The sequence below is a fragment of the Halomonas colorata genome, assembly GCF_014897985.1.
GTDB lineage: Bacteria > Pseudomonadota > Gammaproteobacteria > Pseudomonadales > Halomonadaceae > Vreelandella > Vreelandella colorata.
In genome coordinates this window covers 1-24,989 of the sequence record NZ_JABUZA010000043.1, presented here as the reverse complement: position 1 = coordinate 24,989, position 24,989 = coordinate 1, and the positions used below count along the sequence as shown (strand labels likewise).

Annotated in this window: 25 protein-coding genes; 24 read left to right on the top strand and 1 reads right to left on the bottom strand. The window is 56.5% G+C overall.

Annotated features, from left to right (window positions below):
• The first annotated feature begins 136 nt into the window (after positions 1–136).
• Genes INT33_RS17270 through cobJ form a run of 9 tightly spaced genes read left to right on the top strand, consistent with a single transcriptional unit; the run spans position 137 to position 12,069 of the window.
• The gene (locus INT33_RS17270) at positions 137–1,867 is read left to right on the top strand and encodes an AAA family ATPase (RefSeq protein WP_193092546.1); all 1,731 of its coding nucleotides are present in this window, start codon (positions 137–139) and stop codon (positions 1,865–1,867) included.
• Positions 1,864–2,457, top strand: coding sequence for a cob(I)yrinic acid a,c-diamide adenosyltransferase (gene cobO, locus INT33_RS17265; RefSeq protein ID WP_192539340.1), 594 nt, complete (start codon positions 1,864–1,866; stop codon positions 2,455–2,457). Before INT33_RS17270 ends, cobO begins: the two co-directional genes overlap by 4 nt.
• Positions 2,457–3,845 carry a cobyrinate a,c-diamide synthase gene (locus INT33_RS17260; protein ID WP_193092545.1) on the top strand — a complete coding sequence of 463 codons (1,389 nt, stop codon included), beginning with the start codon at positions 2,457–2,459 and terminating at the stop codon, positions 3,843–3,845. Before cobO ends, INT33_RS17260 begins: the two co-directional genes overlap by 1 nt.
• Positions 3,832–4,944: a cobalamin biosynthesis protein CobW gene (gene cobW / locus INT33_RS17255; RefSeq protein WP_192539342.1), complete on the top strand. Its 1,113-nt coding sequence runs from the start codon at positions 3,832–3,834 to the stop codon at positions 4,942–4,944. The genes INT33_RS17260 and cobW overlap by 14 nt, the downstream gene beginning before the upstream one ends.
• Positions 4,944–8,804: a cobaltochelatase subunit CobN gene (gene cobN, locus INT33_RS17250; RefSeq protein WP_193092544.1), complete on the top strand. Its 3,861-nt coding sequence runs from the start codon at positions 4,944–4,946 to the stop codon at positions 8,802–8,804. The genes cobW and cobN overlap by 1 nt, the downstream gene beginning before the upstream one ends.
• Positions 8,801–9,976 (top strand): cobalamin biosynthesis protein CobG, encoded by a 1,176-nt coding sequence (locus INT33_RS17245; protein ID WP_193092543.1) that lies wholly within the window; start codon positions 8,801–8,803, stop codon positions 9,974–9,976. Before cobN ends, INT33_RS17245 begins: the two co-directional genes overlap by 4 nt.
• The gene (locus INT33_RS17240) at positions 9,960–10,589 is read left to right on the top strand and encodes a precorrin-8X methylmutase (protein ID WP_193092542.1); all 630 of its coding nucleotides are present in this window, start codon (positions 9,960–9,962) and stop codon (positions 10,587–10,589) included. The genes INT33_RS17245 and INT33_RS17240 overlap by 17 nt, the downstream gene beginning before the upstream one ends.
• Positions 10,586–11,323 (top strand): precorrin-2 C(20)-methyltransferase, encoded by a 738-nt coding sequence (locus tag INT33_RS17235; protein WP_193092541.1) that lies wholly within the window; start codon positions 10,586–10,588, stop codon positions 11,321–11,323. The genes INT33_RS17240 and INT33_RS17235 overlap by 4 nt, the downstream gene beginning before the upstream one ends.
• A complete protein-coding gene (gene cobJ, locus INT33_RS17230; RefSeq protein WP_193092540.1) occupies positions 11,320–12,069 on the top strand; it encodes a precorrin-3B C(17)-methyltransferase in 750 nt (249 codons plus the stop codon). The genes INT33_RS17235 and cobJ overlap by 4 nt, the downstream gene beginning before the upstream one ends.
• On the opposite strand, the gene INT33_RS17225 is transcribed toward cobJ, so the two are convergent.
• Positions 12,070–12,807, bottom strand: coding sequence for a cobalt-precorrin-6A reductase (locus tag INT33_RS17225; protein ID WP_193092539.1), 738 nt, complete (start codon positions 12,805–12,807; stop codon positions 12,070–12,072).
• Between INT33_RS17225 and cbiE the strand changes: the two genes are divergently transcribed.
• The 15 genes from cbiE (at position 12,806) to INT33_RS17150 (ending at position 24,915) form a co-directional block, all read left to right on the top strand.
• Positions 12,806–14,014 (top strand): precorrin-6y C5,15-methyltransferase (decarboxylating) subunit CbiE, encoded by a 1,209-nt coding sequence (gene cbiE, locus INT33_RS17220; protein WP_193092538.1) that lies wholly within the window; start codon positions 12,806–12,808, stop codon positions 14,012–14,014. The genes INT33_RS17225 and cbiE overlap by 2 nt on opposite strands.
• On the top strand, positions 14,011–14,418 hold the full coding sequence (locus tag INT33_RS17215) for a cobalamin biosynthesis protein (protein ID WP_193092537.1): 408 nt from the start codon (positions 14,011–14,013) through the stop codon (positions 14,416–14,418). Before cbiE ends, INT33_RS17215 begins: the two co-directional genes overlap by 4 nt.
• Positions 14,415–15,212: a precorrin-4 C(11)-methyltransferase gene (gene cobM, locus INT33_RS17210; RefSeq protein ID WP_193092536.1), complete on the top strand. Its 798-nt coding sequence runs from the start codon at positions 14,415–14,417 to the stop codon at positions 15,210–15,212. The genes INT33_RS17215 and cobM overlap by 4 nt, the downstream gene beginning before the upstream one ends.
• Positions 15,209–15,973 (top strand): precorrin-6A synthase (deacetylating), encoded by a 765-nt coding sequence (gene cobF, locus INT33_RS17205; RefSeq protein ID WP_193092535.1) that lies wholly within the window; start codon positions 15,209–15,211, stop codon positions 15,971–15,973. The genes cobM and cobF overlap by 4 nt, the downstream gene beginning before the upstream one ends.
• Before the next feature lie 80 nt (positions 15,974–16,053).
• On the top strand, positions 16,054–16,560 hold the full coding sequence (locus INT33_RS17200; protein ID WP_193092534.1) for a hypothetical protein: 507 nt from the start codon (positions 16,054–16,056) through the stop codon (positions 16,558–16,560).
• 79 nt (positions 16,561–16,639) lie between these two features.
• Positions 16,640–17,080: a YtoQ family protein gene (locus INT33_RS17195; protein ID WP_193092533.1), complete on the top strand. Its 441-nt coding sequence runs from the start codon at positions 16,640–16,642 to the stop codon at positions 17,078–17,080.
• Between the two features lie 845 nt (positions 17,081–17,925).
• A complete protein-coding gene (locus tag INT33_RS17190) occupies positions 17,926–18,213 on the top strand; it encodes a hypothetical protein (protein ID WP_193092532.1) in 288 nt (95 codons plus the stop codon).
• Positions 18,214–18,220: 7 nt separating this feature from the next.
• Positions 18,221–18,433, top strand: coding sequence for a hypothetical protein (locus INT33_RS17185; protein WP_193092531.1), 213 nt, complete (start codon positions 18,221–18,223; stop codon positions 18,431–18,433).
• A 130-nt stretch (positions 18,434–18,563) separates the two neighbouring features.
• The gene (locus tag INT33_RS17180; RefSeq protein WP_193092530.1) at positions 18,564–19,427 is read left to right on the top strand and encodes a DUF2806 domain-containing protein; all 864 of its coding nucleotides are present in this window, start codon (positions 18,564–18,566) and stop codon (positions 19,425–19,427) included.
• Between the two features lie 125 nt (positions 19,428–19,552).
• Positions 19,553–21,127, top strand: a complete 1,575-nt coding sequence (locus INT33_RS17175; RefSeq protein WP_193092529.1) for a transposase — start codon at positions 19,553–19,555, stop codon at positions 21,125–21,127.
• Between the two features lie 215 nt (positions 21,128–21,342).
• Positions 21,343–21,669, top strand: a complete 327-nt coding sequence (locus tag INT33_RS17170) for a DUF7709 family protein (RefSeq protein ID WP_193092528.1) — start codon at positions 21,343–21,345, stop codon at positions 21,667–21,669.
• Positions 21,670–21,790: 121 nt separating this feature from the next.
• The gene (locus tag INT33_RS17165; protein ID WP_193092527.1) at positions 21,791–22,054 is read left to right on the top strand and encodes a BrnT family toxin; all 264 of its coding nucleotides are present in this window, start codon (positions 21,791–21,793) and stop codon (positions 22,052–22,054) included.
• Positions 22,044–22,313, top strand: coding sequence for a type II toxin-antitoxin system BrnA family antitoxin (gene brnA / locus INT33_RS17160; RefSeq protein ID WP_193092526.1), 270 nt, complete (start codon positions 22,044–22,046; stop codon positions 22,311–22,313). The genes INT33_RS17165 and brnA overlap by 11 nt, the downstream gene beginning before the upstream one ends.
• Before the next feature lie 38 nt (positions 22,314–22,351).
• Entirely contained in the window at positions 22,352–22,699 is a 348-nt protein-coding gene (locus INT33_RS17155; protein WP_193092525.1) for a DUF3024 domain-containing protein, read from the top strand.
• Between the two features lie 410 nt (positions 22,700–23,109).
• Positions 23,110–24,915, top strand: a complete 1,806-nt coding sequence (locus tag INT33_RS17150) for a hypothetical protein (protein WP_193092524.1) — start codon at positions 23,110–23,112, stop codon at positions 24,913–24,915.
• Positions 24,916–24,989: the final 74 nt, after the last annotated feature.

The window sequence follows — 24,989 nt, the reverse complement described above, 5'->3', positions numbered from 1 at the left end:
TTCACGTGTCTTGCAGTGTCCATGCGTCGCTTAATGTATTAGTTTTACCCGCTTGAAAAATAAGTGCTTTAAGCGCATTTCTGGCGCTAATCGTTCAATATCTTCTTGTTAAATCAAGTTAATGTTCCTTCTGCCCATGGTGATGCCTGTGGTTGAGTTTCCCTTTACCGCCGTCGTCGGCCAGGCAGCGCTTAAGAAAGCGCTGCTTTTAAATGTGATCAACCCGCGCATTGGCGGGGTGCTGATTAGCGGCCCGCGAGGCAGCGCAAAATCAACCCTTGCCCGCGCGTTGGCGGCACTGCTGCCCGAATCTGACAAGGGCGGCAAGTCGCCGTTTGTGACCCTGCCGCTAGGCGCCAGCGAAGATCGCCTGACCGGCAGCCTGGACCTTCAAAAGGTATTGAACGAGCGCGAAGCCACCTTTCATGAAGGGCTGTTGGCCAAAGCGCATGGCGGCGTTTTGTACGTTGATGAAGTCAATCTGCTCGCCGATACCCTAGTCGACCTGCTGCTGGATGTAGCCGCAAGTGGGGTCAATATCGTTGAACGCGACGGTATTAGTCACTCCCACGCGGCACGTTTTAGCCTGATTGGCACCATGAACCCGGATGAAGGCGAACTGCGCCCGCAGTTGCTCGACCGGTTTGGCCTCTGCCTGGAACAGCCGGCCTCCATCCGTATCGAAGAGCGCATCGCCATCGTGCAGCAGCGCGATGCTTTTGATCGCGACCCCGAACGCTTTATCGCCGACTTCGCCGCTGAGCAGTCAGCCCTGCGTGAACGTATCGAGCAGGCGAGAGATGTGCTAGCAGCCGTGAGCGCACCTGAATGGGTTTACGCACACATCGCCAACCGCTGTGAAGAAGCCGGCGTCGAAGGCCTGCGTGCCGATGTTACCTGGCACCGCGCCGCCCAGGCCCATGCCGCTTGGCGGGGAGGCGATACAATCATTCAGGACGATGTGGATACCGTTGAGCCCTGGGTATTGGCCCATCGGCGTACGCATGAATCTTCCACACCACCATCAACGCCGCCGTCTTCTCCACCACCTTCGTCCACGCCAAATGAAAAGCCTTCTGGCGGTCAGTCGTCTGCCGGTGGACATTCAGGCGAGCAGGGGCAGTGGGGCGCCATGCCGCCCATCGCGCAGAACATGCTGGATAGCCAACTGCTGAATCTCCCTGCGCTTACACCCATCAACCGGCCTGCGGCTAAGCCGCTGCTTTCACTTGGCGGTACGCGTAAGGGCACCGAGTTGGGCCAGGGGCGAGCTAATAAACCACCTTCGTCTACCTCTCGCCCCGACTGGTTCGCCACGCTGATCGCCAATCGTGGTCAGTGGCCCTGGCGACAGTTGCGTGATCGCAAAGCGCGCACCGGGCAGCCAGTGCTGCACCTGGTACTGCTGGACACCTCCGGCTCGACGCTGGGTAAGCGCCTGTTGGGCCAGGCCAAGGGCTGGGTGGATAGCCTGACCCGCCAGGCGTACAGCGCTCGCGAGCAGCTGGCCGTGCTGGGGTTTGGCAACAATACGGTGACACCGCTACTCACCCGCCAGCGTGCGCCCAAAAGCCTAGAGGCGACGCTGAACAGTGCCGATGGCGGGGGCGGCACGCCGCTGCGTAAAGCGGTTGAGGAGGCAGGAAAGTTGATTCGTCAGTGGCAGCGCCGCGAACCCGGCCTACATATACGTACCTACTTGATCACCGACGGGCGCACCCGCGAGTCCGTTGCAGACCTGCCAACGCTTGGCGATTGTGTAGTGATGGATACCGAACACTCATTTGTAAAACGTGGCCAGGCGACACGCCTTGCCCAGCAGCTGGGCGCCTTGTATTGGGCACTGCCCACCCAGGAGTCAGCATGAGCGATAGCAATCACCAAAACCGCATGCAGCGCAAAAAAGAGGTGGTCGATGAGCGCATCAGCCGCGCCACTGAAGAGCGCGGGGTATTAATCCTGCTCAAAGGCAACGGCAAGGGTAAAAGCAGCTCGGCGCTCGGTACGCTGGCGCGCTCGCTGGGGCATGGTCAGAAAGGCGCGGTCATTCAGTTTATTAAAGGGCGGCGCGAAACCGGTGAATACCTGTTCTTTCGTGACCACCCAAGGCTTGACTGGCACATCATGGGCCAGGGCTTTACCTGGGAAACCCAGGACCGCGAGCGCGATATTCAAGCCGCCGAAACTGCCTGGGAAATCGCCAAGGGCCTGTTGGAAGACCCGGCCTACAACATCATCGTGCTGGACGAAATGAGCTACATGTTCAAGTACGGCTACCTGGACCCGGTGCCGGTGGTAGAGGCACTCAAACGCCGCCCAGCGCATCAGAATGTGATTATTACCGGGCGCACCATGGCACAGCCACTTCAGGAAATTGCCGACACCATCAGCACCGTGCAGGATGAGCGCCACGCGTTTCGCGGCGGCGTCAAAGCTCAGGCGGGGATCGAGTACTGATGAGTACACCTTCTGCCAGCTGCCCCGCGCTGTTTATCTCGGCACCCGCCTCAGGCCAGGGTAAAACCACGGTAACCGCGGGGCTTGCGCGGCTGCTGCGCAACCAGGGCAAAGTGGTGCGGGTATTTAAAACCGGACCGGACTACTTGGACCCGCAAATACTCGCCCAGGCCTCTGGCCAACCGGTTGATCAGCTTGATTTATGGATGGCAGGCAAAGCCTACTGTCGCCAACGCTTTTATGAAGCCGCTGTTGAAGCCGATTTGATTCTGGTGGAAGGCGCTATGGGAATGTTTGACGGCGAGCCTTCCAGTGCCGATTTAGCCGCGCTGTTCGGTATTCCCATGGCCATCGTGATGGATGTCAAAGGCATGGCCCAAACCGCCGCTGCGCTGGTAACGGGGCTGGCTGGCTTTCGTGACGATATTCAAATTGCTGGGCTGATTGCCAATAACTGCGGCTCCCAGCGCCACCGTGAGCTGATTGAAGGCGCGCTGCCCGCAGCCATTCCTTTTTTAGCTGCCGTACCGCGTGACCCTGAGCTGGCACTTCCCGAGCGTCATCTGGGCCTGGTGCAGGCGGAAGAGATTCGCGACGATCTGGAAATTCGCTTTGAAGCCGCGGCGCAGGCGCTGGAAGCCGCAGGGCTGCTGGACGCGCTCGCCACGCTTTCGCCGGTCAGCTTTAGTGCTTCTACTGAGGCGCTTCCTGCTGTGCCGCAGGCACTGGCTGGGCAGACGATAGGCGTGGCCCGCGATGCGGCGTTCAGCTTTATCTATCAGGCCAACCTGGACCTGCTGGCGCAGATGGGTGCGCAGGTGCGCTTTTTCTCACCACTGAGCGATGCCGAACTGCCTGAGTGCGATGCCCTTTGGCTACCCGGCGGCTACCCGGAGCTTCACGCGCAGGCGCTTGCGGCGAACACCGCCATGCGCGATGCCATTAAAGGCTTCTTTAGCGCGGGCAAACCCATCCTCGCCGAGTGTGGTGGCATGCTGTATAGCTTGGAAACGCTAACCGACTATGCTGAGAACACTCACCCCATGCTCGGCTTACTGCCGGGGCACGGTGCCATGCGCGGGCGTCGCGGCTGCCAAGGCATGCAGACCGCCGAGCTACCCGAAGGGCCGGTTCGCGGCCATGCCCACCATCGCTCAATGGCCGAGCAAACGCCTGAACCGATTGCTTACGGGCGCCGCCAGCGCCACCCAGCGCCCGGCGAGCCGATCTACCGTGCCGGTCGCTTAACGGCGACGTACTTACATCTTTTTTTTCCGAATAATCCTGCCGCAGTGGCGCGTCTGTTTAGCCACGGTTTTGGCAACGATTCAGCGCAAGCCACGGCCGCAAGCCCCCACATTAAGGAATCCTCACATGCAGTTAAATAAAATTCCCGCCACGGTTGTGACCGGCTTTCTAGGTAGCGGCAAGACCACGTTGCTGGCCAATATTCTGCGCCAGATTACCGGCAAGCGGATTGCCGTGATCGTCAATGAGTTTGGCGAGCAGGATATCGACTCAAGCCTGCTGCGTAGCTGTGCGCTAGGTTGTGAAGACGGAGCTGAAGAGGGCGAGCAAGTCGACGCCGGTGAAGACGGCAGTATTTACGAGCTGGCCAATGGCTGCATCTGCTGCACGGTAGAAGAAGAGTTTTTGCCGGTGATGAAAAAGCTGGTGGCGCGGCGTGATGATATCGACCACATCCTGATCGAAACCAGCGGGCTGGCCTTGCCCAAGCCGCTGGTACAGGCGTTTAACTGGCCGGAAGTCCGCCAGCACTGCACCGTGGATGCCATTATCACCGTGATCGACGGGCCTGCCGTAGCCGCTGGCCGGTTTGCCAACGACGAAGAAAAGGTTGCCGCCCAGCGGCTGGCCGATGACAGCCTGGACCACGACCCCAGCCTGCGCGAACTGCTGGATGACCAGCTAAGCGCGGCGGATTTAGTGCTGGTCAGTAAAACCGACCTGCTGAACGCCGACGAAAAAGCCCGGGTTGAAGCGCTGGTACAGGCGCGGGTGCCCGCATCGGTCAAAACGCTGTTTATCGATCAAACGCTAGCGACTGACACGGCCCAGCTGGAAGCCCTGATGGGCATTGGTGCGGCCAGTGAAGAGCATATCGACAAGATTACCAACCATCACGACAAGCACCATGCCGAAGGCGCCCACCACGATCACGCCCACGATAACTTTGATTCCTGCGTGATTACGCTGGGCGAAGTCGATGGCGATGAGCTGGCGGCCAGGCTTCAACATCTGCTGAAAACCCAAGAGATCTATCGCGCCAAGGGCTTTGCGGCCATTCCCGGTAAGCCCATGCGCCGAGTTATTCAGGCCGTTGGCGAGCGCCTGGACGGTTATTTTGACCGTTTGTGGCGCCAGGACGAGGCGCGCCAAACCCAGCTGGTGATTATCGGCAAAACGCTGAACAGCGATGAAATTCATAAGGCGCTGGCCAGCGCTGAGACGTCGGTAAGCGCCTAATGCATCTTTTCGCCGCCAAACCGGGGGGCTTTATTGATGATGAAGGCATCATCGATCTGCAGCAAAGCCCTGCCGAGGTTGTGATTATGTCCGCCGCTGACAGTAACTTGTCGGCGTTGGCCCAGGCGGTTGATCGCCTGGGCGATGACTACCCCTCGGTGCGGCTGGCGAACTGGATGAACCTGGTAAAACCGGCGGCGTTTGATCTTTACGAAGACCGTGTGCTGGAAAAAGCCCGCTTGGTGGTGGTGTCACTGCTGGGCGGAAAGGGCTATTGGCAGTACGGCTACGAGCGGCTTCTGGCCTGGGCGGCTGCCAGGCCTGAGCGCCAGCTGATACTGGTGCCCGGCTGCGACGCCCCGGACGATGCTTTGCTTGAAGACTCAAGCATAGCCTTCGACGATGCCTACCGCGTGTGGCGCTATTTACGCGAAGGCGGTGTGGACAACGCCGAGCAGCTGCTGCGCTTTATCGGAAGCGAATGCCTGGCGCACGAGTGTCTAACACATGAGTACTTGGCGCATGAGTATGCGTGGCAAGAGCCTAAAGTGATTCCGGCAGCGGTGATTTACGCACCCCAGGCCAACGGTCAGCAGGCGGTCAGCCTAAGCGAGTGGCGTGATCAGCGTATTGCAGAGCGCCCGGTGTGCCTGTTGCTATTTTATAGAAGCCACCTGCAGGGTGCGAATACCGCTGTGCTCGACGGCATGATCGACGCGCTGAAAGCCGAAGGGCTTGAGCCGTTAGCCGTCGCGGTGGCCTCTTTAAAAGAAGGCCCCTGCATCGCGTTTGCCAATCACCTCATTGAGCAAACCGGCGCCATGCTAGTGGTCAATACCACCAGCTTTTCAGTAAACCGTACCGCCGATGACGCCACTGCCGCAGATGAACTGGGCAGTAATCTTCATGAAAGCCTTTTTGTCGGGCGGCCCGTCGTACTTCAGGCGATACTCGCCAGCAGCACTTTGGATGACTGGCAGGGCATGGCCGCAGGCCTGCATAGCCGGGATGTTGCCATGCAGGTAGTGCTACCCGAAATGGACGGGCGGATTATCACCCGCGCCGTTGGGTTTAAAGCCGAAGCGCACTATAACGCGCGCGCCCAGCTGTCGGTGACGCACCACACGCTGCACCCAGAACGCGCTGCCTTTGTCGCCAAGCTGGCCCGGCGGTTTTGCGCGCTGCGCCAAACGCCCAATAGCCAAAAGCGCGTCGCGCTGATTATGGCCAACTACCCCAACCGCGATGGGCGTATCGGTAACGGCGTGGGGCTGGATACACCGGCCTCTACGCTGCACATTTTAAATGCCCTGAAAGGTGCCGGTTATCCGCTAAGCGAATTGCCGGAAAACGGCGATGCGCTGATTCGCCTGCTCCAGGGCGCGGTTACTAACGATCATGACAGTCTGGATCAGCGTGCCTGCTGGCAAAGTATCAGCGTTGAGGATTATCTGGCCTGGTTTCAAACCCTGCCTGCCGCGCTTCAGAAAACGATATGGACCCGCTGGGGCGCGCCGCAAGATGACCCCAAATGCCGCCAGGGGCGGTTGATGATTTCGGGTATCCGCTTGGGCGAAACCTTTGTGGGTATTCAGCCGGAGCGTGACTTTATTGATGACCTGACCCAGTCCTACCACGATATGGAGCTGGCGCCGCCGCATAGCTACCTGGCGTTTTACCTCTGGCTGCGCGAGCACTATCAGGTCGAGGCGGTTATTCATGTGGGCAAGCACGGTAATCTTGAGTGGCTGCCGGGTAAAAGCACCGCGCTAAGCGCCGAATGCTGGCCGGATATCGCGCTCGGGCCGATGCCGCACTTTTATCCGTTTATTGTCAATGACCCCGGCGAAGGCGCCCAGGCCAAGCGCAGAAGCCAGGCGGTGATTATTGATCACTTGATGCCGCCACTGGCGCGCGCTGAACTTTACGGCCCCATGGCCGAGCTTGAAGCGCTGACTGATGAGTATTATCAGGCGCTGGACATGGACCCGCGTCGCGAAGCGCTGATTCGCGAGCAGATACTTTTGCATCTGCGGGCAACCGGCATCGACCAGGAGCTTGCCCACGCAGTGAACAGCAGTTGTGACAGCGAAATTCTCAACGAGCTGGACACCTTTTTGTGCGATATCAAGGAAGCTCAGATTCGCCACGGCCTGCATATACTGGGCATGCTTCCGCCCGAGGAGAAACGGGCGGCTACGCTGGTAGCCCTGTTAAGGCTGCCGCGTGGTGAAGCGGTGGCAAGCCGTGGCTTGCTGCACAATCTGGCTGCTGACCTGGCGCTGGGGGAAGACTTCGACCCGCTGGCGGCGGGCAGCGAGCCTTGGCTTGGTCCTAAACCGGCTGTGCTGGCAGGCAAACTAACCACTGCCTGGCGAACCGGCGCCGATACTCGCGAGCGGCTGGAGCTGCTTGGTGAAGAGCTGGTGGCCGACTATGTGCTGGCCCAAGGGGATTTGGCCGCGCTTGCCCAGGTGTATCCCGCCACGGTCGAGCAGCTTAAATTTGCCCGCGAGCAGCTGTGGGCCGCCATGCAGCAGGGCGTAAAGATGGAGATTGGCTCGCTGCTGGATGGGCTTGAGGGAATTTTCGTACCCGCCGGGCCGAGCGGTGCGCCGAGCCGGGGGCGGTTGGATACGCTGCCCACCGGGCGCAACTTTTTCAGCGTGGATAACCGCTCGATCCCATCGCCCGCCGCCTGGACGCTGGGTGAAAAGTCCGCCCAGGCGTTTGTCGAACGCTATCTGCAGGATCACGGCGACTATCCACGCCGCTTGGGGCTTTCCATTTGGGGGACCGCCACCATGCGCACCGGCGGCGACGATATCGCCCAGGCCTTTGCGCTGATGGGTGTGCGGCCCAAGTGGTCATTGGGTTCTCAGCGGGTGATTGATTTTGAAGTAATCCCTTCGATGCTGCTTAATCGCCCACGGGTAGATGTCACGCTGCGCGTATCCGGATTTTTTCGCGATGCTTTTCCCAACGTGATTCGCCTGTTTGATGCCGCCGTGCAAGCGGTTGCCAGCTATGCAGAACCAGGCGATAGCAACACCATTCGCGCAGCCGTGCTTGAGCGCCAGCACGCCCTTGAAGCCCAAGGGTTAAGTGCCGAAATGGCTGCCCAGGAAGCGAGCTACCGTATTTTTGGCAGCAAGCCCGGCGAGTATGGGGCAGGCCTGAACCGGCTGATTGAAAACCGTAGCTGGGGCGATGCCGATGACTTGGCCGAGGCCTACCTGGGCACCGGCGCCTACGCTTACGGGCAGTTTGCGGATTCCGGCACCGCCGCGCGCGGCGCCTTTGAGCAGCAGATCAAAGGGCTGGATGCGGTGATGCAGAATCAGGATAACCGCGAGCACGATATTCTCGACTCCAACAGCTACTACGCCTTTCAGGGCGGCATGGCCAACGCGACCCGTGCGCTTGCCGGCCAAGCGCCGGAGATCTATCACGCCGACCACGCCAACCCCGCCGTGCCCAAAATTCGCACGCTCAAAGAGGAACTTGCCCGGGTCATTCGCTCGCGCGTGTTGAACCCAAAATGGATCAACGCCATGCGCGAACACGGCTACAAGGGCGCGTTTGAGATGGCCGCCACGGTCGACTACCTGTTTGCTTACGACGCCACCACGGATTTGGTGGCGGATTACCAGTACGCCCAGGTGAGTGAAGCGCTGGTGCTGGATGAGGCCAACCAGCAGTTTTTACGTGAGCATAACCCAGCAGCCCTTGAAGAGATGGCCGAGCGGTTGCTGGAAGCCGCTCAGCGCGGCATGTGGCAAGAACCCGGCGAGCACGGCGACGCGCTTAAAGACCTGCTGCTGGAAATGGACGAAGCCAGGGAAACCGCCAGTTTATGAGCACTAGTCCGCTGGTCAAAGGCTGGTGCCCCGGCGCCTGGCAGCCCATGGAAACCGGCGATGGCTGGTTAGTGCGCGTGCGCCCACCGCTCGGCCAGCTTTCCAAAGCGCAGATGCTCGCGCTGTGCGATGCCGCAGAAACCTATGGCAACGGGTTAATTGAGTTAACCAGCCGCGCCAATATTCAGCTGCGCGGCGTCTCGGAAACCACATGGCCGCCGCTAATGGATTTTTTGGTCGCACACGAATTGGTCAGTGCGGACCCCGCCACCGAGCAGCAGCCCCAGTGCCTGCTGGCGCCCAGTTGGCAGGCGGGCGATGACACGCATCAACTTGCCTGCTTATTACAGCTGCGAGGCAGCGAACTGGCCGCGATGCCCAGCAAAGTCGGTATTGCCATTGATACAGGTGAATTAGCGGTATTGGGAGATACCGCCGCTGATTTTCGAGTTGAGCGCTCAATCGACGGCGGGCTGATAGTGCGCGCCGAAGGCCATGCCTGCGGTACACCGGTGGGCTCTATTGAGGCGGCCATTGAGCATTTAATACGCTTGACGCACTGGTTTGTGGAAAGCGGCGGAAATGACGCCGGGCGGATGCAGCGGCATAAAGTGCCGCTTCCCGCGTGGTCACCTGCTAAAATGCGCCCCGCGAGTGCTTCTGCCATTGAGAATGCAACGCAGGGCGCGGCGTTGGCGCTTGGCAAGTATCAAGCGGGCATGGTTTACGGGCTGCCGTTTGGCCGCGCAGCCGCTGCTGCATTGCGGGCGTCTGTAACGCCTGCGGCGGTGAGCCATGTGCGGGTAACGCCGTGGCGACGTTTATGGGTCAAGGGCGCAAGCGGGCCGGTTGAAGGATTTATCAGCGACAATCGGGACACGCGCTTATTGATGGATGCCTGCCCCGGCGCGCCTTACTGTGCCCAGGCAAGCGTTGCTACCCAGCCGCTTGCTAAACGATTAGCGCACGACGTGAAAAGACATAGCGTTCATATATCCGGCTGCGCCAAGGGGTGCGCCCGCCGTTCATCGGCCGATGTGTGCCTGGTCGGTCAGGCAGGCCGATTTAATCTTATTGTTAAGGGTGATGCGCAGAGCACGCCCGTTAAGACAGGCCTCACCGAGACTGAGGCCGTCGAATATTTGGAGAGTTTGGGTGCCCTATACGTATGAAACAAGCGGCCCGGCAATTTACCGGGAATCCTTCGCGATTATCCGCAGCGAGGCCGACCTTGCGCGCTTTTCTGCCGAGGAAGAGACCGTTGCCGTGCGCATGATTCACGCCGCCGGGCTTGTCGAGTTGGCCGCGCATATTCACTTTCAAAATGACGCGGTCAATAAAGCGCGTTCAGCACTCGAACGCGGCGCGCCGATTCTTTGCGATGCACGCATGGTGTCTGAAGGCATCACCCGCAAGCGGCTGCCAGCCAATAACGAGATTATTTGCACCCTGAACGATGAGCGCACGCCACACCTCGCCCAGGAGATGGCTAACACCCGTTCGGCCGCAGCGCTGGAACTATGGCGCCCGCATCTGGAAGGCGCCGTGGTGGCCATTGGTAACGCACCCACCGCGCTGTTTCATCTTTTGAACATGCTGGAAGACCCGAGCTGCCCACGCCCGGCGGTAGTAATCGGCTGCCCGGTAGGCTTTGTAGGCGCCGCCGAATCCAAGGAAGCGCTGTGGGCAACACCTGAAATTCCAAGCTGCATCGTACGTGGCCGCCTGGGCGGCAGTGCGGTAACGGTCGCGGCCATTAACGCCATGGCGGATCGCGTCGAATGACTCAGGCATCAACACAGGGCACGGTTTACGGCGTTGGCCTGGGGCCGGGCAGCCAGGACTTGATGAGCGTGCGCGCCGACCGGCTGATTCGCGGCGCCACGCATATCGCTTATTTTCGCAAAAAGGGCCGCCGTGGCCATGCGCGCAGCATTGTTGAAGGCCTGTTGGCATCAGGCACTATTGAGCTTCCCATGGAGTACCCGGTCACCACAGAGATCCCTTTCGACGACCCGCAGTACAACGCACTGCTCTCGGCGTTTTACTCGCGGTGCGTGGCCCAACTGATCGAGATAGCCAGCGCCGGTTGCAACGTGGTGGTGCTCTGTGAAGGCGACCCGTTCTTCTACGGCTCGTTTATGCACCTCTACACGCGGTTGCTGAATCAGGTGCCGGTGTCGGTAGTGCCGGGAATTACCGGTATGTCCGCCGCCTGGACGGCGACCGGGCAGCCGATTACCTGGGGCGACGATATTCTGACCGTGCTGATGGGCACGCTGCCGGAAGAAACGCTCACCCAACATATCGCCGATACCGACGCGCTGGTGGTCATGAAGATTGGGCGCAATCTTCACAAGCTGCGCCGAGCGCTTAAACAGGCGGGCCGGGAAGACCAGGCTTGGCTGATCGAATACGCCGCCATGGAGCAGCAGCGCGTGTTGCCGTTGGTAGACGTTGGCGAGAGCGTGCCTTACTTCTCGATTGTGCTGATTCACGGCAACGGGAGGCGCCCATGAGCGGCTGGCTAAAAATTGTCGGCCTGGGGCCGGGCGCGGATGCGATGATTACCCCTGAGGTAACGGCCGCGCTTAGTGACGCCACGGACGTGGTGGGCTACGTACCCTACGTGAACCGAGTAGCACCGCGCTATGGCCTGACCCGCCACGGCTCAGACAACCGCGAAGAGATTCGCCGTGCCGAGCAGGCGCTACAGCTGGCGCTTGAAGGCCACCGAGTCGTGGTGGTTTCCTCTGGCGACCCCGGCGTATTCGCCATGGCCTCGGCGGTATTTGAAGCGCTGGAAGCGGGCGATGCCGCGTGGCGTGGGCTGGATATTCAGGTGCTGCCGGGTATTTCCGCGATGCTGGCGGCCAGCGCCCGTGCGGGTGCACCGCTGGGGCATGATTTCTGCTGCATCAATTTATCTGACAACTTGAAGCCTTGGGCGCTTATCGAAAAGCGCCTGCGTTTGGCCGTTGAAGCCGATTTTGCGATGGCGTTTTATAACCCGCGCTCAAAATCGCGCCCGGTAGGGTTTGAGCGCACCCTGGACGTGCTGCGAGAGGCGTGTGAGCCTGAACGGTTAATCATCTTCGCCCGCGCGGTTTCAATGCCTGACGAATCAATCCGCGTAACAGCCTTAAAAGACGCCACGCCGGATATGGCCGATATGCGCACGCTGGTGATTGTTGGCTCCCGGCAAACCCGGCTGATCGAGCGAGACGGCGAGCCGCTGGTGTATACGCCGCGCTCAGCGCTTTGATCAGGAACGATCATTAAGCCAGGCAAGCACCTCATCAACGCTATGCACTTCATGGCGAGCGGGCAGTGCCGGGCGGTCAATCATGATGACCGGCACGCCAAGCGCGCGAGCGGCATCAAGTTTTGAAACGGCACCTTCGCCACCAGCGTTTTTGCACACGATGCGTTCGATACGTTGGGTTTTGAGTAGCGCTAAATCGCCTTCCAGCGTGAACGGGCCTCTATCCACCGTGGTGGTAAAGTGGGCAAGCGGCGGCGGGGCGGTTGGCTGGTCGACCAAACGCAGCACATAGTGGTGTTGAGGCTGCGCGACAAACGCGGCCAGGTGCATGCGGCCAATCGCGAGCAGCACGCGCTGGGGCGGGCCTTCGAGGGCGCTAACCGCCTCTTCGATACTCGCCACGTGTTGCCAGTTAGCGTGAGTGGTGGGCACCCAGGCCGGGCGCGTCAGGGCAATTGCCGGTACGCCGGTCTGCTGGGCGGCGGCCAACACGTTACGGCTCATCTGCGTGGCAAACGGGTGGGTTGCATCAATAATATGGGTGATGCGCTGTTGGGTGATAAACGCCGCCAAACCGTCGGCGCCGCCGAAACCGCCCACGCGGGTGGGCAGCGGTTGCGCCTTAGGCGTTTTGACCCGGCCTGCATAGCTGAAAATGGCTGGAATGTTGTGCTGGCTAAAAGCACTGGCCAAGGCGCTGGCCTCACTCGTACCCCCAAGAATCAGGACGTTTATCATGGCTGAGGTTAACAAGGCTCCGTGGCTCACACTGTTAGGGTGGGGGGAGAGTGGCACAGCGGGCCTGACAGCGGCAAGCCGCGAGCAGCTTGAGCGTGCCGAGATCGTGTTTGGCGCCCGCCGTCATCTGCGCCTGCTTCCCCCGTTAAACGCGGATATTCGCGAGTGGCCAGTGCCGTTTCTTGATGGCATCCCCGCACTACTCAACGAGCGCGGCCGCCGGGTGGTCATGCTGGTATCCAATGATCCGTTCTGGTTCGGGGCGGGCACCAGCCTGGCGCGCCACGTAGACGCCAGCGAATGGGTCGCCGTGCCATCGCCCTCGACCTTTAGCCTGGCGGCGGCCCGCTTAGGCTGGCCGCTTGAGCGCTGCACCTGCCTGGGCCTGCACGCCAAACCGCTCACCCGCATTCGGCCCTACCTGCAAGGCGGCCGGCACTTGCTGGTGCTGTTGCGTGATGGCGCCGCCGTGGCTGAATTGGCCGCGCTGATAAAAACATTCGGCTTTGCGGATTCTCAGCTAAACGTGCTGGAAGCCTTGGGCGGCGTGGATGAGCGCATCCGCACGCTGCGCATGGATGACGCGCTACCCGAGGATATCGCCCACCCGGTGGCGGTAGGTATTGAAGTTGCCGGTAATGGCCCCGCGATCCCCTCAACGCCCGGCCTTGCCGATAGCTTTTTTGAGCACGACGGGCAGATCACCAAGCAGGCCGTGCGCAGCCTGACGCTTTGCGCACTGGCCCCCAGGTCTGGGGAGCGGCTGTGGGATATTGGCGCAGGCTCTGGCTCCATCGCCATTGAGTGGCTGCTGGCCCACCCGGATAACCAGGCCATCGGCTTCGAGCAGCACCCAGAGCGCGCCGCCCGGGCGCGGCGCAACGCCGACAACCTGGGGGTCGATTGGCTGGAAGTAAACGAAGGCCGCGCCCCGGAGGTGCTCGAGAATGCGCCGTTGCCCGATGCGGTGTTTATCGGCGGTGGGCTTTCTCAGAAACTGCTGGATACTTTATGGCAGGTGCTGCCCCGCGGCACGCGAGTAGTAGCCAACGCGGTCACCCTGGAATCCGAAGCCCTGCTGGCGCACTGGCAGCAACAGGCCGGCGGCGAACTGCTGCGCCTGGAGCTGGCCCACGCCGCCCCCATGGGCACGCGCCGGGGCTGGAAATCCAGCTACCCGATTGTGCAGTGGCGTGGTGTTCGATGATTCAGCAAACAGTGGCTAGGCAGGCGCTTAAAGTCGCCGGGTTCGGCTTTCGCCAGCAGGCAACGCTTGAATCACTGGAACAGGCGCTGGATCAGTTGATTGCCGAGTACGGCCCTATCGACCAGTTGGCCGCGGCGCATAGCATGCTGCCACTGGTTGAAGCGCTGGGTAGCGCCCGCCACATCCCGGTAATGGGTGTCGCGGATACAGCGCTGGCAAGCGTTACCACGCTGACCCACTCCGCCTACAGCCTGCGCGAAAAAGGCACCGGCAGTGTGGCCGAAGCCGTGGCGCTGCTGGCCGCGGGCAGCGGGGCACGGCTTTTAGGCCTACGGACAGTTTCAAACGATAGAAAGGCCACGGCCGCGGTGGCCACCACAGCGGCGCAAGGAGTTGGATTATGAAGGTTCATTTTATTGGCGCAGGCCCCGGCGCGCCGGATCTTTTGACGCTGCGCGGTCGCGATTTAATTGCCGCCTGCCCGGTATGCCTGTATGCAGGTTCACTGGTGCCCGAGCAAATCCTCGAGCACTGCCCGGAAGGCGCGCGCATCATCAACACCGCGCCGCTGTCACTCGATGAAATCATGCAGGAAATCCAGGCCGCTCACACGGAAGGTTGTGATGTGGCCCGGCTGCACTCCGGCGATCTCTCGGTATGGTCCGCGATGGGCGAACAGCTGCGCCGCCTGCGAGAGCTTGATATTCCCTACAGCGTGACCCCCGGCGTGCCTTCCTTCGCCGCTGCGGCGGCAACGCTCGGCCAGGAGCTAACGCTACCCGGCGTGGCGCAATCCGTGGTGCTGACCCGCACGCCGGGCCGGGCCAGTGCCATGCCAGAAGATGAAACGCTGGCCAACTTTGCCCGCACCGGCGCCACGCTTGCTATTCACCTCTCCATCCACAATCTGGCCCAGGTGGTGGAAAGCCTGACGCCCCATTACGGCGAAGCGTGCCCGGTAGCGATTGTATGGCGGGCCAGCTGGCCGGACGAGCACGTGGTGCGCGGGCGCTTATCCACGGTGGAATCCCTGATCAATAACACGCTTCAGCGCACGGCGCTGATTCTGGTAGGGCCGGTACTCGAATCCGAAGACTTCCAGGAAAGCAGCCTGTACGCGGTAGGCTACGACCGCCGCTTTCGCCCCCAGTCCGCCGATTCGCCGTTTGCCAGTAGCGATGAAGAGGGCGGCGCATGATCACGCTCTCGCTGATCGGCATTGGCACCGGCAACGTTGACCACGTAACACTCGCGGCGGTTCGCGCCCTCAACGAAGCCGAGGTGATTCTGCTCCCCCGCAAGGGCGAAGCGAAATCGGACCTGATCGACCTGCGCCGCGTACTCTGCGAAGAGCTGCTTGATGAAGCGACCAACACCCGCATCGTCGAGTTCGATTTACCCACCCGCGATGCCAAGTGCGCGTACCTAAGCGCAGTAGACGAATGGCATAACGCCATTGCCAGCGTATGGGCCGAGCTGATGGATAAGCACCTGCCAAACGGCGGGCGCGTCGGCATGCTGGTATGGGGCGACCCCTCACTCTATGACAGCAGCCTACGCATCGCCAAGCGCCTGACGGATAGCGGCCGTGCGGTTGAGGTCAACGTTGTGCCCGGCATCACTAGCCTACAAGTGCTCACCGCCGAGCATAAACTCCCGCTTAACGCACTCGCCGAACCCATCCAGATCACCACCGGCCGCCGCCTGCGCGAACGCGGCTGGCCAAGCGACGCCGCGACGGTAGCCGTGATGCTCGACAGCGGCGGGGCGTTTACCACGCTGCCACAAGCTGACACCTACATCTGGTGGGGCGCCTACCTGGGCATGGATAAACAGTGCCTGATCAAAGGCACGCTAAGCGAGGTAAGCGACGAGATTACTAAACGCCGTGCCGCGCTGCGTGAAGCGCACGGCTGGATTATGGACTGCTACCTATTGGCCCGCGAACCGCTATTCTAAGCCGGTAGGAATATGGAAGTTTTTTCCATAAAATAATTGAATGAGTGATTTCTTCATGTGCCCTGGATGGAATCGTGACCATGCAACAGGACCTACGTGTTATTTCCCGCACATCCTTTTTCACCCGCCGCGTTTTTCCGATCATATGGTTATCGATAGTGGCTTTGGGTTGCGTACTAAGCCTATTGACGGCGGAAACGTTTTCCCCATTTCTACTGATACCCCCGCTAATGATCTTTTTCGGTGTGTTTATATTTAAAATGATGTTGGGCGGTCTCGCGGATCGTGTATACGACAACGGCGATAGTCTGATTTTTGTTTACGGGAAAAACCGCGAGCAGGTTTATCTAAAAGACGTGGCAAACGTCAATTACCAATCTATGAGATCGCCCGACAGGGTGACGCTAACGGTACGAAGCCCCAGAGATCAGGGCAGTTCAAATCAGGAGTTTTCATTCCTACCGGCCCGCAGCATGCTGGGTTTAAGTGAAATATCGTTCAAGCGCTTCCGGATCGAAAACCAGGTGGTCGACGAACTCATCGAGCGCGTCGATACAGCGAGGCGTCAAGCCAAAAACCCGGGATAAAAGCATAAGCACCTCTGTGCGAATTTTTTGAGACAAAACCAGATCACGCTATCGTTTGTTTAAATTAAAGGAGTACCCCATGAGCTTTTACGTCTACCTTTCCGGCGAGATCCACACCGACTGGCGCGACGAAATTCAGCGTGGCGCAGAAGCCGCAGGCTTGGATATCGTGTTTACCGCCCCAGTCACTGACCACGACGCCAGTGACGCCGCAGGCGATCACTTGGGCGAGCAGAGCAATCAGTTCTGGCGCGACCACCAATCCTCCAAGGTCAACGCCATCCGCACCCGTACGCTGATCGAGCAAAGCGATTTAGTCGTGGTGCGCTTCGGCGACAAGTACAAACAGTGGAACGCTGCCTTTGATGCAGGCTACTGCGCCGCACTCGCCAAGCCCTATATCACTTTGCACTCTGAGGATATCGTTCACCCGCTGAAAGAAGTGGATGCCGGTGCACAAGCCTGGTGCACCACCACCGAGCAGGTCGTTGAAACCCTCAAGTACGTGCTCAAAGCATAACGCAAGCCACCACTTTGCAGGCCGACTTGGCCTGCAGCCCTCTTTGTTGGGGCTGCTAAAGGCTGGTTTTGTGGGAGCCCGCTTTAGCGCGCGAAAGGCCCCGCCCCAAGAATCATCATAAGTAGCGTGGCGTAACGTTTGGCGAGGCACGAGCCAATAAGGCACCCGCGAAGGGCAGCGCTAGCTGCCCAGGATAAGCCACCACACCAGCCCACGCCCGGTTTTGTGTGAGCCCGCTTTAGCGCGCGAAAGGCCCCGCCCCAAGAATCATCACCAGTAGCGTGGCGTAACGTTTGGCGAGGCACGAGCCAATAAGGCACCCGCGAAGGGCAGCGCTAGCTGCCCAGGATAAGCCACCACACCAGCCCACGCCCGGTTTTGTGTGAGCCCGCTTTAGCGCGCGAAAGGCCCCGCCCCAAGAATCATCACCAGTAGCGTGGCGTAACGTTTGGCGAGGCACGAGCCAATAAGGCACCCGCGAAGGGCAGCGCTAGCTGCCCAGGATAAGCCACCACACCCGTACCCGCCCAGTTTTGTGGGAGCCCGCTTAAGCGCGATGATTACGCTACTTGGTTCAAAGCCCCCAGCAAATCCTATGGCTGCATATGGCCATCAAATTTCCACGTGACCTAAGCAAAATTTACCAATAAAGTATGATTGAATAGAGCAAAACGAGCGGTCATGCGAATTTTGGATAGGCGGCCAAAATTTAATTTGCTAGTAATATTATCAATGAGGTAGATTTGGTTTAGGCGGCTAGATAACCTCAATGAACGTGCTGGAGCGTTCATTGAGGTTATGCCGCTGGCTATATAATCACTGTTAAGCGCCTAATGGAGTTATTCATGAATAGTCGAGATTTGTTTAAAGCAACCGTTATGAATGCAGTCAAAGAGTGTTATCAGATTGGTTATGCTCCTACTAGGTTTGAAACAATGATTCAGGAGGCACATCCTGTTGAAGTGGCAAAGAAGTTTGTTATATCTGGGGAGTTTCAGTACGGATTTAAAGAGTTATTAAAACTTGGTAGAGCTGACTTAACAATCGAAAACATTATGTTAGATAAGCAGTTTATTGAATTATTTGGCCCTCAGGAGCTTGAGGCAGCAGAGTGGCGTTTAGAAAATGGATAATAGACATATGAAGCACTGGTATGGATATAGAGTTATTGAATTAGATGGTAGCAACCCCGGTATTAAATGCCTCTCCGAATCATTTAATACATATGAAGAAGCCAAACGCGATAAACAAAAATTGAAAGCTAGAGATATGGAGCATACTCCTATCTTCAAAGCAGAATCCAAAGCTGATGCAGAAGAAAAATTACAAACTGAGCAGTTTTCAAGGCTATAATTCTGTGTAAATAGCGCATAGCAAGCGCTTTAAACGGAACAAAAACAGTTGGTTAGGTTCCGCTTCGCTCCACATTATAACCAACAATTTTTGTCCGCATAAGCGGGCGTTAAGTAGCAAAGGAGAAACTATGCCAGACGGAAATTCTATAATTAATCTAGGCGATTTGGCTAAGCCAGCTACTGTCCTAATAGAGAAAGTTTCCAATGCTGTTGGGATCATATATGAACCCAGAAGAATAACAAATAAAGCTGCGGCTGAAGCTGAGGCCGAAAAAATAAAAGCAATCGCCAATATAGAGTTAAGCGAAATCGAACAAAGAGGCCTTGAGCGATTGGTGCATCAAGAAGGAAGAAAGCAGGATAATATTGAAAATATTACTGCCAAAGCTGCAAGAGCTCTTCCCCCAGAAGCTAAAACTGAAGAGCTTGAGGAAGACTGGGTCGCGCACTTTTTCGATAAGTGCGATAAAGTTTCAGATGAAACGATGCAGTCCCTATGGTCTAGCTTATTGGCCGGAGAAGCAACTAAGCCCGGAACTTACTCTAAACGAACAGTTGACTTTGTGGCGTCCATGGATAAAAAAGACGCCGATCTATTTACAAAGTTCTGTCAATTCACATGGATGATAGGTGGACCAAGTCCGCTAGTTTTTAACTCTGATGACGAAGTATATACAAAAGAAGGTATCAACTTTTCCGCATTAAAGCATCTAGACGCTATCGGCTTAATATCATTCGAATCCACTAGTGGCTATCGAAGAATGGGGTTTCAAAAACAGGCAGTATTTTTTTACTACGGACAGCCATCACTCGTAGAGTTCCCCAAAGAAAAAGACAACCAAATTAAGGTAGGTAAGGTTTTGTTTACGCAGGCAGGTAAAGAGCTTGTAAATATATGTGGCGCTAAGCGAAACCAGGAATTTTATGAATATGCAGTTAAAGAACTGTCCAGACAAGGCCTTATTCTGTCGAGTATACTACTTAACAAGTAGCTGCACCGGAAAAATTACTCGCTGCGCTTGCATTTTTCCGGTGAGCTAGGCGTTGAGGCTGTAGAAAAACCCCGCTGATGGCCAGGTTTTGGTAGGATCGAGGAAACAGACGAGGAGTGGTCAGCATGCCGCGCTTCAAGGCTTATAACTACGATCAGAACGCCATGGTGGTGATCAACTACCAGGATCAGCTCCAGCCAGGTACTTTTGAACACGCCGTGCACTACCTGATCGAGCACAAGCTCGACCTATCCGTTTTCCATCCCAAGTACCGCAACGATGCGACTGGTCGGCTGGCCTATGATCCGGCTATCCTGCTCAAAATTATCCTGTTTGCTTACTCAAAAGGCATCACCTCCAGTCGTGAAATGCAATGGTGCTGCGAGACCAACATCATTTTCAAAGCCCTTTCCTGCGATACCGTTCCCCACTTCACCACATTGGCCAGCTTCGTCAGCCGCCATGCTGATGAGATTGAAGCGCTGTTCGAACAAGTGCTGCTGGTGTGCCACGAACAAGGCTTGTTGGGTAACGAACTCTTTGCCATTGATGGCTGCAAGATGTCCTCCGACGCTTCCAATGAGTGGTCTGGCACATTCAAAGAGTTGGGCGAGAAGCGTGAGAAACTGAGAGGCCTGATTCGGCATCACCTACTGGAGCACTACGCGCGCGATGAGGCCGAGACGGAAGCCGATCTGGACCGGGATATCCGACGGGCCAGGACGATTCTCTCGCTAGATGCCGCCATGAACAAAGTGGATCGTTTCCTAAAGACGAGCAGCCCAAGGATGGGCCGGGGGAAGCGAATCAAGGAAGTGAAGAGCAATCTGACCGATAACGAAAGTGCCAAAATGACCACCAGCAAGGGCACGATTCAGGGCTATAACGGCGTCGCTACGGTGGATAAAAAGCACCAGATCGTCATTGACGCTCAGGCCTTTGGCGAAGGCCAGGAACATCACACCTTGCAGCCCGTACTGGAAACGGTCGCAGCCCGTTTTAAGAAGCTCGGGATTGCGGACAACATCTACCAGAAAGGCACCGTCGTCACCGCGGATACAGGCTTTGCCAACGAAGCCAATATGAAGTATCTGCACGAACAGCAGATCAACGGCTACATCCCCGATAACCAGTTCCGCCGCCGAGATCCGAAGTTCGCCGACCAGAAAGACAAATACGGCAAGCGCCACCAGAACCTGCCGGACAAAGGCTGGCGAGAGACGACGCCCGCCAGCGCGTTTCAGTTTGATCCAGTAGCGCTAACGTGTATCTGCCCAACCGGCGAAAAGCTGTCCTATCGCGGGCAACGAGAAACGGACACTGGCAAGATCCGGGTACACTTTGAAGGGCGTTTGTTGCAATGTCGGCACTGCCCCAAGAAAGTCCGATGCATGCAGAACCCGAGCTCTGCCGACCATCGCAACGGCGCAGGGCGACAAGTGTCTTTTATTGTCGAGAACAACCGCTTACCCAATTACACTGACTGGATGAAGCACCGAGTTGATAGCCCGAAGGGCAAAGAGATTTACAGCCATCGCATGTCAGTTGTAGAGCCGGTGTTCGGCAATATTGGCACAACGAAAAGACTGAACCGCTTCAGCCTTCGAGGTAAGAAAAAGGTGCAAGGCCAGTGGCAGCTCTACTGCTTAGTGCACAATATTGAGAAGTTAGCGAATTATGGCCACTTGGTTGCGTCATGAAGGGCTATGAGCGGGATAAGTTGCGCTTAAGAGCAAAAGGCCGTCTTCAGCAAGCTTTAGCTGGCCGCTCAAGTGGCTAAATGCCGATACTAAGATTACTCAGCCATATACCCGGCTGGGTAAATGAATAAGGACAAAAGGCGGTAGAGGTGGCTCGAAATCGGGTTTTTCTACAGCCTCGTTAGCTATTACGAAAACTATTGAAGGAGATCGAGATGTCCGAAGGCTCACCAGAAAATACCGAGCAACTTGGTTCGATCAATAAAAAGATCGTGGCCGAAGGAGAAGAGCTTCCCGCTGTCACCCTTAAAGATGGAAGTAAGGTACAAACAGGTACCGTTGCCACGATGCTCCGCAATGTCGCTTTGTACAACGCAGGTGAGCGTGGCGAGGTAGAAGAGCAGTTGAAGATCGCAGTGCCGACCTTGATTAAAGTTGGATTGTTTGAGTTATTCTCCGTTGATGAATGGATTAACGGTCAAAATCCTGGGCGTAGTTTAGTTGGCCTGTACGCTAAAGAATACCTTGGCAAACAAAGCTAACAAGTCGCTGCAATTGACCGCTGTTCCGCTGCGCTCCAAGCCTGTCGAAAATGCGAGCGCTAGCCGCTACAGCCTCCTTCCAGCTCTTGTGAAGTGAGTAAAAAAGGAATAATTTGTACTCATGGGAGAATTTGAATTCGACGAAGCCAAAAGCCGGGGCAACCTGGACAAGCACGGTATCGATTTCGTTGCTGCCCAAGAGCTTTGGAAAGATCCATACCTGCTGGAGCTCCGCGCAATATCGGAGGATGAGCAGAGGTTTTTGCTGGTAGGCAAGATTGGTGAAAAGCACTGGTCGGCTATCGTCACGTACAGGGGTGCTCGCATTCGTCTGATTTCAGTTAGACGTTCCCGTAAGAAAGAGGTAGAGCTCTATGAAAGCTAAAGACTTCGATAAAAAATTTGAGGAAGGTCAAGAAGATATCATTGATGACCTGGATCTGTCCTCTGCTCGCCGCGTTAATCAGGAACAAAAGCGAATCAACGTCGATTTTCCGGCTTGGGTTGTGGAGTCGTTAGATCGTGAGGCTGCGCGCTACGGTGTTACCCGCCAATCCATCATCAAAGTGTGGCTGGTGGAGCGTCTTCAGGCAGAGTCTGCTAACAAGCCGTTCAATGGTGACACCGCAGGCGGTGTGCATTAGCGTAGCGTAATGTGACTATCAGAAATCAGTGAATCATTATGGCATTAAGTGAATTTGAAATTAAAAAATGTGAGAAAGAGATCGAAGCATTCTTAAAAGTGCACCGACCTCCGGCACACATCCGTCACAAGCTTGATCTTGGATACAGGATAGAGGGCCAGAGCATTGAGCTATTTGAGATACGCCCGCACTTGCGTGACCCTTCGCAGAAGATGGAAGCATCAGTGGCAAAGGCCACTTTTGTAAAATCTCGAGGATGCTGGAAAATATTTTGGCAACGAGCCGATCTCAAGTGGCATGGCTATGAACCGGCGCCTAACGTTAAGTCGTTTACTGATTTCCTCAACATCGTGGCTGAGGACAAGTACGCATGTTTTTTCGGTTAATGCATGAAAAATTACACGGCACTAGCACTGGATAACCCTGACTCAAAAGTACGTCATCAGTATGCGGATGAAATTCTAAAAAACTGCCGAAAGCCTTGGCGTTGAATGCTTTTCAGCGTTCTGTATCGAGCCATAGCAATCCATTATAGTTTTGTAAGCAACTCGTTAAAGCGGACGGTTAGTTATGCTCAAGCAGCAGATACCGCCCAGCTTGCCTTACGCTGTTTGAAGTACGCAATCTCAAAATGCATTGCCTCCAGCCGTAAAATACAGCTGTACTGAGAGGCCCATACCATTTTCAAAACGCTGCAGTTACTCTACGAATCCAGAATCCATGTTGACACTAGCCTGTATCAAGCAATGCATGAGAGCCTACTTTTTAGACAGAGCTTGGTAAGCTGCATCTAACGTTGCATGCAGTTTATGCGATAAAACTTATCATAATCGGTAGTTTAAAAATGAAAGTTAGTGTTTTAACACTTTTGAGTGTACTTGCTTTGTGGGGGGGAACTACATTTGGGGAGATATCCTCGAAGGGAGATGCCTATGTCGGTAGAGAGATATTGACCGAGGAGCAGCGCAGCGACGCATTGTTGCAGTTGAAGAACATGCGTGACCAGTGGCAAGAAAAAATCCAGAATATCGAAGACTCGCTTTTGGCCAGTCGGCTGAACAATGACGTGCTTATTTTTTACCGTGACATGCATGAAGACTTGCTTTTTGACGACCAGGCTTATCGCCTTTCGTATATCAATCAGCGCTTCCCGCGGGCGGGAGATTATGCCAATTTGCAGGCTTTTCTGGACGCTTACCTAGACAATATGGTCGCTTGGCAGTTTGTCCCTGAAGCCCAGCGTTTCTGGATAACGCCTCCCTTCTCGTTTCCTTTTGACATACATATGCTTTATACCCATGTAGCGATGGATGACGGAGAGGTGAAGCCCTTACCTGAAGTAGGCAGGGGGCGGGCAAGCAATACCGAGTTTCAATACTACAACGAAGAATACCAGTTTCTTGATAAACGCAGCCAAGACGACCCTAAACCAACGACTCTGCTGGCTAAGTCTCAGGTCACCCTGCCTGAAAATTTTATTGAGTTTGAATTTGACGGCTCGGATGTTGGCAAGACACTGGAGCGTCATGGCTATACTATTACGCCACGCCGATTCACCGAGTTTACCTACGATGTAGAGATTCAGGTACCCGCGGACCAGACGCTGCCATTGCGTGACATGGATATCGTAGGTGAAGCAGTTGCGAGCGGTGAGAGACATATCTACATGCGTTCGGAAAAGCACCTTAACAAAGATTACTTTGCCCAGAAGGCGGCATGGCTGGATGACACGATTGAGCGGGCAGTGCAGGGCACAATAGAGCTGACCGATATTCCAGCAGAGATTCATGCCCTTAATGAGCGCTTATCTTTCACCGACGGTACGATTCTGCATAAAGCGTTCGCTTTTAATGGTTCGATTGAAAAAGCCAGAGTCACTTTGTTGCCTCAGGCAGAGCAGAATAACACGGTTTCTCGCTCGCTTGAGATTCCTGTTTACTCCAGGCCGGTAGGTGACAGCGACCTGACAGTACTCTCCGATGCGGTTTTAGAGGAGCCCGTTTTTCGCCATTGGACCCAAGCGCGTGCAGACATATCGGCCGAAGAAATGCAGCATCAGATATTGATAGGCTACAACACGTTTGACCTCGAACGCCCAGATGTGGATTACGCTGAATCGATTTACCTGAACTACCCTGAGGTACAAAGTCAGCTTTTCGTAAGTCCGAATGAGCGTTACGATTATCAGTCAGATGCTGCGGCGCAAAGTGTGCAGTTTTATAATGCTGAGGGAGCTCCTATCGAGATGCCCGATGCGGTTAACGTGTTTGCTTTTACGGAACACGGTCTTGTCTATAACCCACACCACTTTCCCGTCTGGCCAGCGCGAGTCACGGCCACGCTACCTGTTCTGGCCATGCCGGATATCATAAAGCAGCGTTTTAGCCCGGCTGAGTTACCCGAAGGTATCCGCTTGGACGGAAATCGACTAACGGTCGATTATGAGGTGTTTACTCCCGAGGAAACGATCAATAGAGAGCAATTACGCACCTCAAATTTGAATCACTTTTTTGCCTTGGGCTCCGCCCAGCGCTATCTCAAGCAAGTGGGGAGCGTTGTTGGAATTAGTCGTGAAGACCGTGAACCTATACAGGTATTTTGAATCGCCCCGGGTTTCGTAGACACCTCTAGGCCTTATACTAAAGGTACCTAGGAGGATCCATGAGCCGTCCCCGT

What these genes read in the sequence shown, in the direction of transcription:
- INT33_RS17270 (WP_193092546.1), top strand. Translation starts at nt 137, where the DNA reads ATGGTGATGCCTGTGGTTGAGTTTCCCTTTACCGCCGTCGTCGGCCAG.
- cobO (WP_192539340.1), top strand. Translation starts at nt 1,864, where the DNA reads ATGAGCGATAGCAATCACCAAAACCGCATGCAGCGCAAAAAAGAGGTG.
- INT33_RS17260 (WP_193092545.1), top strand. Translation starts at nt 2,457, where the DNA reads ATGAGTACACCTTCTGCCAGCTGCCCCGCGCTGTTTATCTCGGCACCC.
- cobW (WP_192539342.1), top strand. Translation starts at nt 3,832, where the DNA reads ATGCAGTTAAATAAAATTCCCGCCACGGTTGTGACCGGCTTTCTAGGT.
- cobN (WP_193092544.1), top strand. Translation starts at nt 4,944, where the DNA reads ATGCATCTTTTCGCCGCCAAACCGGGGGGCTTTATTGATGATGAAGGC.
- INT33_RS17245 (WP_193092543.1), top strand. Translation starts at nt 8,801, where the DNA reads ATGAGCACTAGTCCGCTGGTCAAAGGCTGGTGCCCCGGCGCCTGGCAG.
- INT33_RS17235 (WP_193092541.1), top strand. Translation starts at nt 10,586, where the DNA reads ATGACTCAGGCATCAACACAGGGCACGGTTTACGGCGTTGGCCTGGGG.
- cobJ (WP_193092540.1), top strand. Translation starts at nt 11,320, where the DNA reads ATGAGCGGCTGGCTAAAAATTGTCGGCCTGGGGCCGGGCGCGGATGCG.
- cbiE (WP_193092538.1), top strand. Translation starts at nt 12,806, where the DNA reads ATGGCTGAGGTTAACAAGGCTCCGTGGCTCACACTGTTAGGGTGGGGG.
- INT33_RS17225 (WP_193092539.1), bottom strand. Translation starts at nt 12,807, where the DNA reads ATGATAAACGTCCTGATTCTTGGGGGTACGAGTGAGGCCAGCGCCTTG.
- INT33_RS17215 (WP_193092537.1), top strand. Translation starts at nt 14,011, where the DNA reads ATGATTCAGCAAACAGTGGCTAGGCAGGCGCTTAAAGTCGCCGGGTTC.
- cobM (WP_193092536.1), top strand. Translation starts at nt 14,415, where the DNA reads ATGAAGGTTCATTTTATTGGCGCAGGCCCCGGCGCGCCGGATCTTTTG.
- cobF (WP_193092535.1), top strand. Translation starts at nt 15,209, where the DNA reads ATGATCACGCTCTCGCTGATCGGCATTGGCACCGGCAACGTTGACCAC.
- INT33_RS17200 (WP_193092534.1), top strand. Translation starts at nt 16,054, where the DNA reads ATGCAACAGGACCTACGTGTTATTTCCCGCACATCCTTTTTCACCCGC.
- INT33_RS17195 (WP_193092533.1), top strand. Translation starts at nt 16,640, where the DNA reads ATGAGCTTTTACGTCTACCTTTCCGGCGAGATCCACACCGACTGGCGC.
- INT33_RS17190 (WP_193092532.1), top strand. Translation starts at nt 17,926, where the DNA reads ATGAATAGTCGAGATTTGTTTAAAGCAACCGTTATGAATGCAGTCAAA.
- INT33_RS17185 (WP_193092531.1), top strand. Translation starts at nt 18,221, where the DNA reads ATGAAGCACTGGTATGGATATAGAGTTATTGAATTAGATGGTAGCAAC.
- INT33_RS17180 (WP_193092530.1), top strand. Translation starts at nt 18,564, where the DNA reads ATGCCAGACGGAAATTCTATAATTAATCTAGGCGATTTGGCTAAGCCA.
- INT33_RS17175 (WP_193092529.1), top strand. Translation starts at nt 19,553, where the DNA reads ATGCCGCGCTTCAAGGCTTATAACTACGATCAGAACGCCATGGTGGTG.
- INT33_RS17170 (WP_193092528.1), top strand. Translation starts at nt 21,343, where the DNA reads ATGTCCGAAGGCTCACCAGAAAATACCGAGCAACTTGGTTCGATCAAT.
- INT33_RS17165 (WP_193092527.1), top strand. Translation starts at nt 21,791, where the DNA reads ATGGGAGAATTTGAATTCGACGAAGCCAAAAGCCGGGGCAACCTGGAC.
- brnA (WP_193092526.1), top strand. Translation starts at nt 22,044, where the DNA reads ATGAAAGCTAAAGACTTCGATAAAAAATTTGAGGAAGGTCAAGAAGAT.
- INT33_RS17155 (WP_193092525.1), top strand. Translation starts at nt 22,352, where the DNA reads ATGGCATTAAGTGAATTTGAAATTAAAAAATGTGAGAAAGAGATCGAA.